The sequence below is a fragment of the Burkholderia sp. 10_S31 genome (genome assembly GCF_056930375.1).
Map to the genome: position 1 here is coordinate 2133194 of NZ_JBXOWK010000003.1, position 13858 is coordinate 2147051.

General features: G+C 60.6%; 11 protein-coding genes. 2 read left to right on the top strand and 9 right to left on the bottom strand.

From position 1 onward, the window contains the following. Window positions 1-391 precede the first annotated feature (391 nt). Both AC1Z3W_RS30060 and AC1Z3W_RS30065 read right to left on the bottom strand, forming a co-directional pair. Entirely contained in the window at window positions 392-2311 is a 1920-nt protein-coding gene (locus tag AC1Z3W_RS30060) for a UvrD-helicase domain-containing protein (protein WP_483509187.1), read from the bottom strand. Beyond that, window positions 2308-4662, bottom strand: coding sequence for an AAA family ATPase (locus tag AC1Z3W_RS30065; protein ID WP_483509189.1), 2355 nt, complete (start codon window positions 4660-4662; stop codon window positions 2308-2310). Before AC1Z3W_RS30065 ends, AC1Z3W_RS30060 begins: the two co-directional genes overlap by 4 nt. A gap of 340 nt (window positions 4663-5002) precedes the next feature. On the opposite strand from AC1Z3W_RS30065, the gene AC1Z3W_RS30070 reads away from it, so the two are divergent. Continuing rightward, window positions 5003-5185 (top strand): hypothetical protein, encoded by a 183-nt coding sequence (locus AC1Z3W_RS30070; RefSeq protein WP_483509191.1) that lies wholly within the window; start codon window positions 5003-5005, stop codon window positions 5183-5185. Window positions 5186-5379: 194 nt separating this feature from the next. Here AC1Z3W_RS30070 and AC1Z3W_RS30075 read toward each other — a convergent pair whose 3' ends face one another. From AC1Z3W_RS30075 to AC1Z3W_RS30095, 5 genes are all read right to left on the bottom strand, one after another. Further along, window positions 5380-6003 carry a hypothetical protein gene (locus tag AC1Z3W_RS30075; RefSeq protein WP_483509193.1) on the bottom strand — a complete coding sequence of 208 codons (624 nt, stop codon included), beginning with the start codon at window positions 6001-6003 and terminating at the stop codon, window positions 5380-5382. 38 nt (window positions 6004-6041) lie between these two features. Further along, window positions 6042-6347, bottom strand: coding sequence for a hypothetical protein (locus AC1Z3W_RS30080; RefSeq protein ID WP_483509195.1), 306 nt, complete (start codon window positions 6345-6347; stop codon window positions 6042-6044). An 81-nt stretch (window positions 6348-6428) separates the two neighbouring features. After that, entirely contained in the window at window positions 6429-7598 is a 1170-nt protein-coding gene (locus AC1Z3W_RS30085; protein ID WP_483509197.1) for a PIN domain-containing protein, read from the bottom strand. Window positions 7599-7625: 27 nt separating this feature from the next. Next, window positions 7626-7823 carry a hypothetical protein gene (locus AC1Z3W_RS30090; protein ID WP_483509199.1) on the bottom strand — a complete coding sequence of 66 codons (198 nt, stop codon included), beginning with the start codon at window positions 7821-7823 and terminating at the stop codon, window positions 7626-7628. Between the two features lie 109 nt (window positions 7824-7932). Further along, window positions 7933-8712 (bottom strand): hypothetical protein, encoded by a 780-nt coding sequence (locus AC1Z3W_RS30095; RefSeq protein ID WP_483509201.1) that lies wholly within the window; start codon window positions 8710-8712, stop codon window positions 7933-7935. 394 nt (window positions 8713-9106) lie between these two features. Here AC1Z3W_RS30095 and AC1Z3W_RS30100 point away from each other — a divergent pair, with 394 nt between their 5' ends. After that, entirely contained in the window at window positions 9107-10168 is a 1062-nt protein-coding gene (locus AC1Z3W_RS30100) for a hypothetical protein (protein WP_483509203.1), read from the top strand. A 90-nt stretch (window positions 10169-10258) separates the two neighbouring features. Here AC1Z3W_RS30100 and AC1Z3W_RS30105 read toward each other — a convergent pair whose 3' ends face one another. Together AC1Z3W_RS30105 and AC1Z3W_RS30110 are read right to left on the bottom strand one after the other, a co-directional pair. After that, window positions 10259-12055: a hypothetical protein gene (locus AC1Z3W_RS30105; protein ID WP_483509204.1), complete on the bottom strand. Its 1797-nt coding sequence runs from the start codon at window positions 12053-12055 to the stop codon at window positions 10259-10261. 302 nt (window positions 12056-12357) lie between these two features. Next, window positions 12358-13419 carry a TIR domain-containing protein gene (locus AC1Z3W_RS30110; protein ID WP_483509205.1) on the bottom strand — a complete coding sequence of 354 codons (1062 nt, stop codon included), beginning with the start codon at window positions 13417-13419 and terminating at the stop codon, window positions 12358-12360. Window positions 13420-13858: the final 439 nt, after the last annotated feature.

A 13858-nucleotide genomic window follows, 5' to 3' on the forward strand; every position in this document is an offset into this window, starting at 1 on the left:
TCATTGGCCCAGGCGTTGTAAAGCCCGCTGTCAACTCCCGCGCGGCACCGTCGCAGCGCCGGCCGCCCTTGCACGCGTTGGGCGAGACCTGAGTTTTGGGCGACAATCGCACTGTAGCGATAAGGTTCCCTATCTCGCTGTTGCGTCGATCCCAACGCCAGGAACTGCACGCGACCGCGAATGGCGGTTCTGGGGCGACGCGAACGGCTCTGAGCGAGCGCAAGAAAACATTCAGCTGCGAACGCCTTACGACCGCTGCGCAGCGACAGCGGGACTTCTCGGCTGCTCCGTCACCGGCTGCTGCCAAACGCATTGCTGCCTTTCGCCGAGCGAGTGCCAAATTTGTGCGAGCGACTTGCAGACCAGTTGCCACTGGATGGGCTGCGTCGATTCAGTTGATCAGTTCGACCTCGTCTTGTTCGAACCATCCGTACTGGAGGATGGCACTGCGAGCCAGTGCTGGATCCGGCGAGTAGTAGACGATGGCCAAGCTCTTCTCGGCCCGGCTGCAGGTCACGTAGAACAAGCGGCGGGTGCGGTCCGAACCGGTCTCTCGGCCGGCGGCTTCATTTTCAAGGTCCGCCTTTGACTTCTCCTTGGTACCGAAGAATTTGTCGTAGGCAAAAAGAAAACCTCGCGCCTCGTCGTCATTGATCACGACCAGCACGCGTGGGAACTCAAGCCCCTTCACGCCCTGATGCGTCCCGAATTGCGATTGTCCTCGTGCGTACAAGTCGTAGCGCTCAATTTGGGTCAATGGTGCCTCAAGCGCTTTGCTCCATGCGCCCAGCTCAGGACTGGTGTCTTCGGCTTCTCCGTCCTCGGTGCGCTCCACCTGAGCGCCCTGCCCTGCGTTGTCCTCGGCCGCCACAGTCTTGGCGTCACCGGAAACGAAGGGAGCCAGCGTATCGGGGATGGAAAACAGGCCCGTCTGCGCGACAAACTCGAGCACAGCCTCAGCATCGATCTCAGGCTGTTCCGTGATCAGCGCCAGAAGCCCGTCGCACGCTGCCTTAGCCTTGCCAAGCTGCGCGACCTGATTCGATCCAGCCTCTTGAAGCGCTGCGCGATCCAGAAGGGGCGACGACGCCTTGATGATCGCAGTAGCTCCGAAGCGGTCGTTGGCACGAAGCGCCTTAATCAGCGGCAACACTTCCCTGATGAAGAATCCAAGACCTGCTCCGGCGCCTTGAAGCAGGCTCGTCCTGAGGTTGTCGACCGCCCAAAGCGGCTCGAAGAATTCCGCGAAACCGAATCGCCTTGCAGACATCAGGTGCTCAAGGGCGAGCGTCTTCACCGTGTCAGAGTTCTGCCAGGCCGGGTCACCAGCGATCGTCGCCATACGCTGGTGTACTGCCGCTTCAATGGCGAAGGGGTCGGCGCCCGCTTGTGGCGCAATGAAGACCCGGACCACACCCTTTTCAGCGTCGCTGCGGGGGACTTGTTCCTCGCCATCGACATCGTGACGGATGCTGTTGATAACCTCGACGACGCGGGACGGGCACCGGTGGTTCATCCGCTTGCGAGGCATGGCCCACCTGGCCGGGATGGCCTTGTCCAGCCGCTCTTTTCCGTCCGAGTAGATGCGCTGCATCATGTCGCCGAAAAGTCCCAGGCAGAAGCGGCTATGGAACTCTTCCTCCAGATGCAGGAAGGCATCCATGAGCACCTTGTTCGTGTCCTGGCTCTCATCGATGAGCAACACCGGACACCTGCTGACCAACATCCGCCGAAGTCCAGGTTTGCTGGTCAGGAAGGCCGCCGTCATGGCGATGACCTCCGAGTGGTTCAGAGAGTCGCGCGTTCGGTTGTCGTTGGTCGGGCTGTAGATGAACTTAACGATGGAATCCAGACGCGTCAGGCGGCGACGTTTGCTCTCCATGGATCGAAGCCGTTCAACGCCCGCTTTCGTGTTGGGGCGACCCTTCTTGTGCTGCTCCTCGAGCTCTGCAATCTCCTCTTCAAGGTTCTTGGCAACCCACTGACGGATGTCGACGTTGAAGCCCCCGATCAGCGACCATGAGAAGGCATGGATCGTCATGACCTCGACACGAGGATCAAATTCAAGGCGTTGCTTGATTTCGTCGCAAGCGGCGTTGGTGTAGGTGATGACGCCGATCTTCCTGCCGGTCAGGGTAAGTTGCCGGCCGTGCTCGCCATCGATCGTCTTTCTGACGGCGCTGACCAATGATCGCGTCTTCCCTGATCCAGCACCTGCGTACAGGAAAAAGCTTCTGGGCTTGCCCAGGTCAAGACACGCGATGATCGTTGCGTCGGCCTCGGCATCGAATTGATCGTCGGCGGCCGTCATGGCTTCGCCCCCGGCCCCGGGCTCGCGGCGGTGGGAATCGAAACGGCCGTGGCCGGCGCCGTCGTCAAGATTTCCACCTGCTTCTTTTTCATCTGTTCCAGCAGCCACTCCAGACCCTCGGCGATGTACTGCGGCACCTTCAGTTTGTTGAAGCCGTCCGCCATCAAGACGTCGAGAGCGAATTCGGCCTTCTTGCCGTCTTTGAGCGCGGTGTACATGCTGGCACCAACCGCGGTTGCACCGCCACCCTTGGCGATGGCGGCTCGGAACTTAGCGTTCAATCCTGGGCCGGCAAACGCAGCGAAGAAGGCCACGTTCTCGAACACCAGAGCGTCCTCAAAGGTGTAGGGGTAGGCGGTCTCCTTGGCGGTGGAGCCTGGCATCGTGACCTCAACGGGTGTTTGGTACGCCGCGCGCACCGCGAACAGAGTGTCACCGGCATCCGTGATCGTCTTGGCCGCCGGCGTCGCGCCGATAAGGGCATCGACGTCGTCCTGGGCTGGCACCCAGCTCTTTAGGGTGGCGTTGTTGGTTTTCTGGCCTGCGCCCAGAGCGGGTTGAACTGATGAGCCCCCCGTCGCTGTCAGGCTGTCCAGGTCAGTGACGATCAGCGTCAGCAAGCCTAGATGATCGATCAGCGGACGCAGACGATGGGCGTGGCTACCGCCAATCTCCAGCAAGGTGACGTAGCTCTGATGCAGCACCTTGTAGTGGGCCCGAATGAAGTTGGGGACGAGCATGCGCTCAGCCGGTCCCTCGACGAGGATCGCTGCGTCGGCGAAGAACAGGTCGGCGTGCTGTGCACGCAAATACCGGGTGACGAAACGCTCGGTCTCCGTGCCTTCCCCGAAGACTTGCGACAGGTTGACCACCGTCGACACCGGCACCTTGGCCACCATGCCAGCCGGCAGTCTCCGGAAATACCGCAGGCTCGCGAAGGGCGTCTCATGCGCAACGTGACTCGAATGCGTGCTGACGATCAGTTGCGTACGCAGTGCGTCGCTTTCCCCCAGCTCTGGACGCCTACGCAGCACCTCGTACGCCTTCTTGATAAAGACTTGCTGCACCTGCGCATGCAAGTGAGCTTCAGGCTCCTCCACGAGAACCAAGTGAAGTGGTTCAATGCTCGCAGCCTCGGAACTCTTGGACGCTTTGCCGACGCGCATCCAGGCATCGCGAAAGCTCATCAGCCGGAAGATCATCGAAATGAGGTTCTGGTAACCCAGCCCGTTGCTACCCTCCGGCAGCAGCAGGATGGGCATAACCGCGCCCGCATCCGAAACCACGTCGACCTCGAAATTGACCGCCGCGCTGTGGTTCAATCCATCGATCGCACGCAAGCGTGTCGATACGCGCGGGCGCGGGTCGCTGACACCCGGATAGCCCAGGCCCGCCACCTCGGTAAAGCATTCATTGAAGCTTTCCATCAGCTTCAGGTCAAATGCATCCTCAGCCGCCTCCATGGCTTGCAGAGCCTCCAGGTCCGTGGGATCAGGCCCCTTTGCTGGATCCAGATGCTTGGCGTAGTAGCTTCGGAGTTGTTCTGAGAGCCGCGTACCGCCCGCCGAGGTTTGAAGCTCGCCTTCATCTTCGCCCCCATTCGGGATCTCGCCAAAGCCGCGTTGCGCAGGGATGTCATGCACCTTGATCAGACCACTGAAAGGATCGCCCTCGATCGGCAATGCCGCTGCCGGAAGCGACTGCGGCAAGGCCCGAAGCTTTTCAGGGTTGGCAAGTAGCGCTGGATCCAGCGGATAGGCCCGGATCATGAACATCGAGGTCAGCCGCTTGGTGAGGAAGTCGACCAAAGTTTCGGGCCAAACCGTCAACGTGGGTGAGGGCCCCGCGCCCGCAGCCTTGGCGGCTGCGGCAGCCGCAGCTGCTGCGCGCATGGCATTGGCTTCGGTGACCGCGGTGACGAACTCCTTGAACAGTGCATTGAGGTCTTTGGGCTCGTAGCGCAGTCGCACTCCCAGCCGCCCGCCGGTCCAGTCCATGAGCGCGACCAAGTCTCGGACCCGGTGAACCTCGTCCTCCTTGACCTGCAGCCACAGATCCAAGGCCGGCAGCGCTTGCACCCAGGGATCCACGGTGAGGTCAGCCACGCCCCCCTCCTGATTCGCCCGAAGCCACGCTTCGCCGATGTCCACGAGCACCGGCAAGTGGCACAACGTGAAGTCGTGGATGTCGAACGGACAGCGGCGAGGCGTTAGGAAGCGCCGTAGGGCCAACATAGCCGACGTCTTGCCGCTGTTGTTCGCACCGACGAACAGCGTCGTCGTGAGCGACAGATCCACGCGGGCCGACAAGAGCTTCCTGAAATTCGCGATCTCGACGAATTCGATGTGCATTTCGCCCCCCTTTTGCATGAAATTTTTTTGTAACGTTAACCGAAGCATGAAGCCACGGATAGCTGGGGTAAGGTCTCGAAATCAGTTGCAGCTCTCGCCACAGTTCAACGTCTTTTATTTGAACACAGCGGACATTCGAAGCCAAGAATCGAGCGACTGCCCCTTGAATGTGCCGTTCGCTTGCTTCTTCACCCAAACCGAAATCATTCCAAAGCCTCCTGTTGTTCCGGTGCCTCGCGTCGCGGCGAATTTTCCCGTCAGAAAAAGACAGGGCAGTTTCAAAGAATCTTTCCTATGCTGATAAAGGCTCATTCGAGCCCTCAAGAACAAGGAGACCAACATGGATCAGCAAATACAGAAACAAACTCAGGACAAGCTTGCAGCGCTGAGCGCGGACGTTCACAAGGCTTTCGTCAACAACGGCGTCATACCGCTCGATGCTGATTGTCACACCGAGTGCAGTGTGACAATCGGCCCCGATGGGAAGCCAGTCTATCAATGCAAGTTGGTCTGCGGCTTCTAAGGTCCCTGTCCGTGGTCGGTCGATACCCAATGCAAGCGGTATCGGCCGATACCGTGCTCCCCGTATTCGTAATCGTGCAAGCGAAGTTTCTTTTGCAAAACATCCAGCACATCCGCCGCGCCTGCAGCAGCGTGGCCTACGCCTTGTCCTGCTAACGACACCCGCAGGAAGTTTATCGCGAGACATCATGTGATTCACACAAAGACCACCTCGAAATGTGCCGCGCGTTCCGCGTCTGCGTCAACATCCAGAACGGTGCCCGACAGCCTTACATATTTCGAATATCGACTCTTGATCCTTACGATGTTCTTAGTCGGATCAACAACTTCGAAATAGAACAACTCGTCGTCTTCGGGAGGGCCTTTCGCCTGACGGTCGTTGTTCCAGAACGTCAACGGATCGCCTGGAACCGCCTGCCATGCCATACTCCCATACCTTATCCAGTAACCTGTCACGTTCGTGCTCCAGTGACCTACCTCGAGCGTGAAAATCGTGCAGCTATCGTTCACAATCGTGTTCCCTGTAACGCCCGATCTTGGGGACAGCCGGAAGTGCCAGTCCGTCGCCCCGATATTTCCCTGCTGTGGATGGTACGCATAGATAAATTCACCATTCAGCTTCAGGCGAATTTTTCCAACATATTTCATGTTGGTCAGAGAATCCAGAGTCGGTTGCGTGAACGTATCAGCCGCTTTTGCGGACACCAGCCCGAGTGTGATGCAACCGGCTAGCACCTGAAAGCCTGATGCGCAAAGCGCCTTAATGGCAGATCGGCGCGAAAAACCGCCAAGTTCTCTGGCAACCGTTATTTTTTGCATTTTCGCCTCCGCTGTTTGTCACCAAGGACCATCTTTTGTTACGGCTGTTGCTCGAAGAGCGACGGACACTTCCCAGCGTAGGAAACATTTCTTTCAAGAGCATCGACAGCGGCGAGACGGCGCGGACCGCAACCGCGAAAAACGGATCGCCATCGCGAGCCCTTCCAGGGTTGCCGCATCACATTATTGCCCGACGCCGGCAGCTGCCCCGCCAACAATAGCTTGGCCAATACCAAGAGAGCGTCGATCACCGCGACGTCGTGCAGCGTCCGGCGCGTCACACGCACGTCGGTGCCCGGCACGCCGTAGTGCGCGTGCAGCGTCGGCTCGTCGAGCCCTTCCAAATACGCGCGATACAGCGCGAAGTGGGCGGGGGGCAGGCAAATTAGCGCGGTAGCCCCCTCACCTCTCGAACAGCGCCAACATCAAGAAAACGCATCGTGCCATCCCTTCAGTTCGCCTGGCTCCTTCCAGGCCGGTTCGATCTCGCCGAGGACAATCGAATGAGAGGTCGGCAGAAATTCAATGTCGCGGAAGACAACCCGATTCGACGTGTCTGCGTCGAGCGTGACCAGGAATTCGCACGGAATCTCTTCGAGCAACGCCATCGTTTTGCTGCCGATCGGGAGCGAGGCGTCACCGGTGCCTGTTCCCGCCGAAAACAGGAATGTCATCACGATCTTTGCCAGAACCTTACTCTTGATTCGCACCACCACCGTGCCGTCGCCGTGATCAACTGCCTCGAATTCCGTAAGGGCTCGATTCAGCGCGGGCCAGCTCATCCCGTCAAGCTGTGCGCGATAGCTCCACGTGAAGCCAAATGCCGAACGGGCATCGACAGACAAGCCGACCTGGTTCAAGAACTTCTGTCCTTCCTCAAACAAGGTGTCGACGAGGTCACCCGCCGTGCCATCGTCGATCGACTCGGCGAGCCGTCGCGCGGCAAACTGCGCACTTTCGTCCTGAAACGCACCAAGGGCGCCGCTCAGATTGGGCGTCCAAATCAACCGCGGATGCACCGCACAGAATCGCTGCCAGTCGGAATCGGTCGACACCACCAGCACGGCGGTCTCGTGCTCGTCGGCCCAGTGCTCGAGCGCCAGCAGCGCGGCCGCATCGGGGAACTCATGCTTCTTCTTGCTCGACTCGGCGAATGGAGCCTGCGCCGCAAAGTACCGATCAAACAAAGCGCGCATGTCGACCCGAGCGGCGACGTCGAGCACCTCGGCACGCGTGCGGGCCAACCAGCCGGACAGTCTCGACTCTGCTGCTCTCGCCGGTTCCTCCATCTGGCGCTGAACGAGCTGACACTGCTTAGCCGCGTCAGTGGAAAGCAGCCGGGCATTGGTCACCAATCGCACCGCGCGCGCCAGTGCCGTCCGTGCGCTTTCAGCATCGCGTGCCAGATGGGCCAGCACCTCGCGCTTCACCACGTCCGGCATCAACACCCGGACACGGTCGCTGCGATGGAACTGCTCGACGCGCCGCAGCAAGCCGCCCTCTAGGTTGCGCTGCTGCGCGTCGAACACCGAGGTGTCGAGTGCAATCGCGCCGACCTGGTTCGCGGCGATCATGGCAGCAATGCGGGTATCCATCATGGGCTCCGGGCAAGACAGGTTGGGTTAGCTCCGCACGCGGCTTGCGAGCGCCGCGCGCAGGTTGGATTGGCCCTGCGCCAGTGCGCGCTGCAGCGCCTCCTTCTGGTCGACGAGCCCGACGAACGCGGACTCGCTGCCCTCGAGCTCGGCCGCGGCGGCGAGCAGCAGCTGCCGCTGCTCAGCCGGCAGGCAATCACCCGCGTCCTGCACGTGGCGCCGCACGCGGTCGGGCGTGGTCGACCGGAACGCAGCGGGGATCCGCTCGGGTGTCGTCGGGTCGTCGGGTCGTCGGTGCTGGTGATGGGCATAGGCGTGTCCTAGAGAACGACCGTCACGCTGGCTCCGGCGGGTTGGTCCGGCCGGCTGACTCGGTAGCCGCAAGCTTCACCGGCGGCAGCGTCGCCAGAAGGTGGTCAAGGAACCCCGGCAGCACACCACACAATCCGATGCGCTGCGCCATGTGGGTCCGATAACCGTCGAGCTTTGCGGCCTCAAAATGCCCGCCAAGGTTCCAAATGCCGGGTTGCTCAAGGGCTGCGCGATGGACGATCGCGACCTGCCCGCAATGGCTGAACGGGTGAAAGAACTGCTGCGCGTCACGCAAGCTCTTGATGCCCTCGGGCCTCACGCCGAGCGCGGCTGCGTTCCAACCCAGCTGCCGAATGGCGTGTTGCCCCTGCACGCGGTTGTCGCCCGCCCACACCTTCTTCCAGTACCGGGCCTGCACCGGTGGCCGATTCTCCTTTTGTTCGATCACTAACAGGGTGTCTGTCGAACACAGCAGGGCCATCGCTACGCCCTCGATCGCCTGGCGCATCACGTTGCCGCCCGCGGGCAACTTGCCCCCCAGCAAAAGCTTGGTGGAGACCATCAGGTCGTCGAGCACACCGAGCGCGAACGCGCCCATCAAGTCGGTACGGATCGTGTTGAACTGGACGAGCCGCTCATTGATGCGCGGCAGGCGCTGGAAGCATGCAGCGACTCCTGCAGCCAGCTGTTCGAGTTCCGTGCCGAGGGCCGCGACGAACTCGTCCCGCACGCGCCGATCATTGTCGAGCAGCTCGTGCAGCACCGCTTTCGGGGCGGTCAGGTCAACAGCGGGTGACGACATAGGGCGGCTCCATGTAGCGAGAGATCGGCAGGCGACGTATGGCGCGATACGGAAACCGTAGCGAACCGCACAGTGCCCGGTCGGCGTCGCGCACAGGCGAGCTCGCCGCGATCGCGCGCCCGGCGCTGCCCGGCCCCGCCGGTCAAGGGTCAGACGAAAGTGTCTCCGAGAACGACCAATCTGACGAGGAAAAGTCGCCCATCTGATAAGACTAGTTTTATCAGACGTGCCCCTTTTACACCCATGCCCTGCTATACGCCGGTGCCGGCCGCGTCCGAGGCGTCGCGAGCGGCAAGGTCTGCCGTGTACCTGCCACCCGCCGTGTTTAAACCCCGCTTAAGCGATCTGGCCGTATATTCTGTCCCCGCCACCACACGTTCCTTCCGGAGTTTTCATGCTCGACGCTACGCTCGACACGAACCCATCGCTCTACTGGCTCCACGTCCCGATCACCGCACCCCGCGGGGACCTGCTGGGCCCCGATCATGCGCGAGTCACCATTCTCGGCAAGCCGGCTCGCCTGCACACCCGAGAAGCGTTCCCACAAAAGCATGCGGCCGTCAGCTCGACGGCCGTGCACCAGTGGTTACTCTTCGACCCAATGACGGAGGCCGAGGCCGAAAACGTGTTCGAGGAATTTTGCGCGCGGTTGCCGGCTTTATCGCTGCGTATGAGCGCTGCCTTCCGGATCGGCCCGTTCAAGAAACTGAACAAGGTCCACGGGGAACTCCACAACGGCCCGATTCCGACGCTGATCCCGGCGAAACACACTCCGAGCGCCACCTGGGCTGAGATGTCAATCAGTAACGAAAAGCAAGGTTGGGCAAACTGGTTGGAGACATGCCCTGCCGTCGAAGACCCCCGGCTGCTTGCTGCCCTCGATCTCTATGTCAGCGCGAAAGACGACGCAATGCTGCGGTCGCAGTTCTTGACCTACCTCACCATCCTCGATTCGCTGGCGCCATCTTGGCGTCGCCCGCCGTCTGTGGCCAAATGGATCGATAGGCGACTCCAAGACCGAGTAGTGCGCGCCGATACGGGCTTGGGCAGTGCACTCCGAAATCTCAAAATGGTGTCGCACGGAAAAGCGGTGCGCGAATTGGTCGAGCGCGCGGCAACTGCCAACGGGCTGGAGGCGCAGGCAGTGACCGCGATGAAAAAGTCCGCAGGCGATCTGTACACGGTTCGCTCCAACCTGTCTCACGCCGGCAATACCGACGTACCTGATGTTAAAGCCGCGCGTGACCTTGTCGAGCTCGTCCTCGACCGGGCCGTTCTCGACCCGACCATTCTTGATGTCAAAGATGAAAAGGACGCGCGCCGACGCGTCGCTCCTCGTCCTGCACGTCAGGCGATCCGGCGCGAGGCCGGATCACTGCCGCGCTCCGAGTATGGGCACAGAACTCGGGCACAACCGCAACGGCGCGAGAAAAAGGAGCTCCGCCGTCGTCCGTAAGCACCGTCTGCGGGATACGAGCTGTCAGGCTGGGCAGCCACCTACTCGCTCCCCCTGACGGCCTGATGACGTCACAACGATCAACTGGAGCTAAGCTGTCTGCTTCAGTTCCTTGAGAAATGCCTTGAGCGGGTCGGCATCATTGCGCCGCAGCCCCTCGCGCGCGATCGCATAGCTATGCTCGGCGCGGATAAAAAACTCCTGCGGACTTCCGAGTGTGGGGATGCGCCCGAAAGCGGCGAGCAATGCGGTCAGCACCGACTTCAGATATGCCTCGAGGTTCGCGCACAACAACGCAATGTTCACCATCCTGCCCGCGCTGTGAACGATGTCGCAGCGGGCGCGCCACACCCGTTGCAGATGCCAGCGCAACCCTTGTTCGGACTTGTCGAGAAAGGCGCTCATCGCCTGCGGTGCGTCAAGAAAGCCGATAAACTGATCGAAACGCATCTGCGCAAACGGCGCGTCCTGTAGGCGATCGCGAATCGTTCTGCGATGGACCGGCTGGGCGAGCACGTCATAGAGCTGCGCAATGCCCAACTCTTTCAGTGGGATCGGTTGGCCGCCGGCCGGATCGATGAGTTCGATCGAATGCTCGAGCAAAACCTCTCGATAGGCACCCAGGTGGTTGGATATTGAGGCTCCCATCAGAACAGGCGTCAGACTTGACTCGACGGCCGCGCCGATCGAGCCGACTCCACCGGCCCCCTTCGCGAGCTGTTCCAAGCCCGTCCACCAGTTGACAAGCTTGTTCTCGAAGTTGGTTGTATCCGCACCGGTCCGATACAGACGGAAGGCTGAAAGTACCCGATCACGGCCTTCCTGCGAAAAACGTTCTCCGGTCACCAAACGGCTGACACTTTCGGCGAACCGATGCAACTCCTCGCGACTGACAGCTGCTCGAGGATTTGGTACCACCTTCGGGATCGGCAGTACGCGCCAAGAACCGCCGCCCGAGCGGCAGACGGCAAAGTCATCGGAGACGTTGATATTTGCGTGGTCGTATTCGAAGCGAACGAGATCGAGCACCCGATTGATCTGCTCGTGTAGCAGTTGACCGGCGGCACGCATGTCGACCGCCTCAATCTCGCTCGTGGCATACAGTCGACGCGGCCTTTCGTTCAGGTTCCGCATCCCAGTCAGCTCGCGACGAAGCTCACGCACAAACCGAATGTCGCCGATCTGATCCGGGAACGCGTCGACGTCGGTAATTCCGTCGATCGCGAAATAGGCTTGCCATGAAGTAATCGGCGACGTGACGATCCTGCGCAATAGATCAAATCGCTGCGCAAATACATATGGCTTAGCAGACGGCTTCACCGGAACCAGGACCTGACGATAGAGCTGGAAGAGACCCTCGAGGCTCTGACCACGGGCGAGTAGGTAACTGAGCAGCGCACCGGTCAGCGAACGAATCTCGTTGAAGCGCTCCACCTCGACGCGGGCATCAGGTGTCAGCAGTACAGCTTGCAGGCCGTCAAACAGCTCGTCGAGATAGTGCGCCTTCAAGAGGGCGGTGTATTCACGCAGATGCGAATCCAGCAATGCAGCGTACTTGTCAGCCCCCCCCTTCTCGGCATTCGGCCCGTACACCTTTCCTAGCAAAATGCAAATTCCCTGCGTCGATGCCTTGAACCGTGCGCGGAGCAATACCGCCTCGGCTTCTAGGATACCAAGCGCCTCCTTCCCGATCATCGCGCGATCCTCGGCCTTCGCGTGAGCGTAGCTGCATACACGCATCAGCTCTTCCAGTATGTTTAGAGCGTGCATCACGCGAACCCGGTGCGAATCGAGCGAATAGGCGTGAGTCATGTTGAACCAGACGGTCACGAACACGTGTTGCTCACGAGTGAGCGGGAAATCGGCGAGTCTGGAATCGTGTTTCATCGCTTTTGAGTGCGTCGTTTTTCGGTGCGGGTTCAGGCACCCCGCTTCTGGCACCCCATTTCGATGCGCATTTCTCGGGGCGGTTTTTTACAACCAATTTTTGTTGACCGGGGAACTTGAGCCGCCTATAGTACGTCCCAGTTGCAGATCATCACACAAGCCCGTCGTTTTTCCGGCGGCAAGATTACTAAAGGGGTCAGAAGTGTGGGTCTGGGCGGTGTCCCGCTGCATTTTCTGTTCCCCCATCTCTTCCGAAGGGCTCGCCATCCGGCGAGCCCTTCGCGCATCGGATCGCCCCTCTATCAGAGGTGATTCAAGTCAACCGGCAGGCCAGCCGCGCGGATTTCTTTTGCGAGCGCGGCTTTCCAGGCACCGCCGGCATCGTAGTCCAGATACTGCACACCACTGAAGTCGGACGGGATTTCGACATTCCCCCGACGCAATGCACAGACGCGTCCTCGTCCGAGCTTCGCCGCGAAATAGCCGAGTTCGAGGATCACATTCTGGCGCGCGCGTGGCTTGAGGTCATCCACAGCGGCTGCAGACACCCCGCCCTTGTCGTCAGGGGTGAGCAGCACCACGGCGAAGGTAGCCGTGCCAGCCTCCCGCTCAAACTTCTCGATGATCGTGGCGCCCCGACCGGCCTGCTCGTCGAGAATTACGCCTTCGAGACCGAGCTTGGCAAGAAGCGCCTGCACTTCGAATTTCGCCGCCTGATCGTGACCGTGCACAATGAACACGCGGGATGGGGTGGCGACCGGCGCCACGCCGGTGAACCCGGTCGGTAAATCGACGCCAACTTGACGGGACGCAGTCGCCGCCATGGCCACACGTGCCGCTTCGGCGCCGGCCGCCACCCGCGCGAGTTCCCGGCCCAACGGGGTGGAAAAGCCACTCGCAGGACGTACAGCGCGCACATCGGGCGGCTGTCGAGCAATCAGATGGTTACGTTCCAGCACGCTGTACAGATCGACCTGCTTGACGGACCAATGGGTACAGCCGAGATCCCCAAAACCGCGCGTACTGATATCCAACGCGTCGGCAAGCTCGAGCAACGTCCTCTGCGGAATCGGCGGCACGTTCGGATCCGCCTCGAAATGCAGGTAGTAGTTGTCGCTTCGGTGCTCGACCTTCGTGATACGTCCGACGATCGCAGGAATCTTCGAGTCCCCCTTTCCTTCGCAGGCGAACACCGCCGGAAACGACTTGAGGCTCATTTCGACCGCATCATTCATCGGGAATCGCGCCGCGACCGTCTCTACCGATCGGTAGTGGAATCGCCCCTTCGGCGTCGCGCCCTCGCCCCGGTCCCAATGGCCGTCCTCTCCGGACACGATCAGGTTGTAATAGTCATTCGGCCGCATGACGGCTGGCTCCCCCGGTGCATGGTGGCAGTCGCGACACGCGACCGCTAACCCGCCGATTCTCGCACGCCGAGCTGTCAGCGTCTGACGATTCCGGGGCACCCACTCACGCAACTAAAGATGTAACCATCCGCCAGCGTAGCGAAATGTCCGAAACCCAGGCCTGTCGGGGCTCAGCGGGAAACTCCGTTTCAACTAAAGATGTGTCTAGCGGCGCGAGGGCGTCAACTAAAGCTGTAATCCGATGTGCGATTTCAACCAAAGTTTTGTCGCAATCGTCGATCGACATGGCTGACGAGCCGGTGCCAGCTGGATAAAAGCTTTGATCATGCTGGCTCGGTTTGGCCGCGAAACTCCGCTCGAAAGCCCGTCTGAAGCGGCTCCGCGAGGAGCTCGGGCTGGCGGGATGTCGCCAACGAACCCTGCCGGCCGCCGGTAG